This window comes from Streptomyces sp. 13-12-16 (assembly GCF_002114215.1).
Lineage (GTDB): Bacteria > Actinomycetota > Actinomycetes > Streptomycetales > Streptomycetaceae > Streptomyces.
Window position 1 is genome coordinate 1 of the sequence record NZ_NCTE01001085.1, and the last position, 743, is coordinate 743.

Genomic DNA, 743 nt, shown 5'->3' on the forward strand with positions numbered 1-743 from the left:
ACGAGGAACGCGCGGCCGTCGACGCCCTGCTCGGCCCGCCCGAGTCCTCCTGGGAGGGCGCCGACCGCTCCGACGCGGACCTGCGCTGGGCCCGCGGCGGCCGGGCGGCCCGCGACCGCCGCGACCTGCTGCTGCCGGGACTGCACGCCGTCAACGACCGGGTCGGCTGGATCAGCGAGGGCGCCCTGGACTACCTGTGCCGCCGCCTGACGGTCCCCCCGGCGGAGGCCTACGGCGTCGCCACGTTCTACGCGATGTTCTCCCTCCGCCCCCGCCCGGCGACGGTCCTGCACGTGTGCACGGACCTGGCCTGCACGGCGGCCGGCGCGACCGAGCTGTGCGCCGGCGTCGAGTCCCGCCTGGGCCCGGAATCCGGCGTCCAGGTGGAACGCAGCCCGTGCCTGGGCCTGTGCGAAAGGGCACCGGCGACTCTGGTGATCCGGGCCGGTGAATCAGCCCGTCCGGCGATCGAGGACGAGGCCCTTTCAGGGCCGAACGGGGGGTCAGGGGGCAAAGCCCCCGGGGACGACGGGGGCACCTCCCGCTCATGGGGGTCCCCCCGCTCATGGGGGTCTCCCCGCTCATGGGGGTCCCCCCGCTCGAGCGAAGCCGAGAGTGGGGGAGAAGCCGAGAGTGGGGGAGAAGCCGAGAGTGGGGGAGAAGCCGGGAGTGGGGGAGAAGCCGAGAGTGGGGGAGAAGCCGGGAGTGGGGAAGGGAAGGGGCGGCGGGGACGAGGAACCGTG

At 75.0% G+C, this 743-nt stretch carries 1 protein-coding gene; it reads left to right on the forward strand.

The features are described from left to right. Positions 1-743 (forward strand): NAD(P)H-dependent oxidoreductase subunit E (locus B7767_RS49440; RefSeq protein ID WP_373408269.1); only part of this gene is annotated, 743 nt, incomplete at both ends.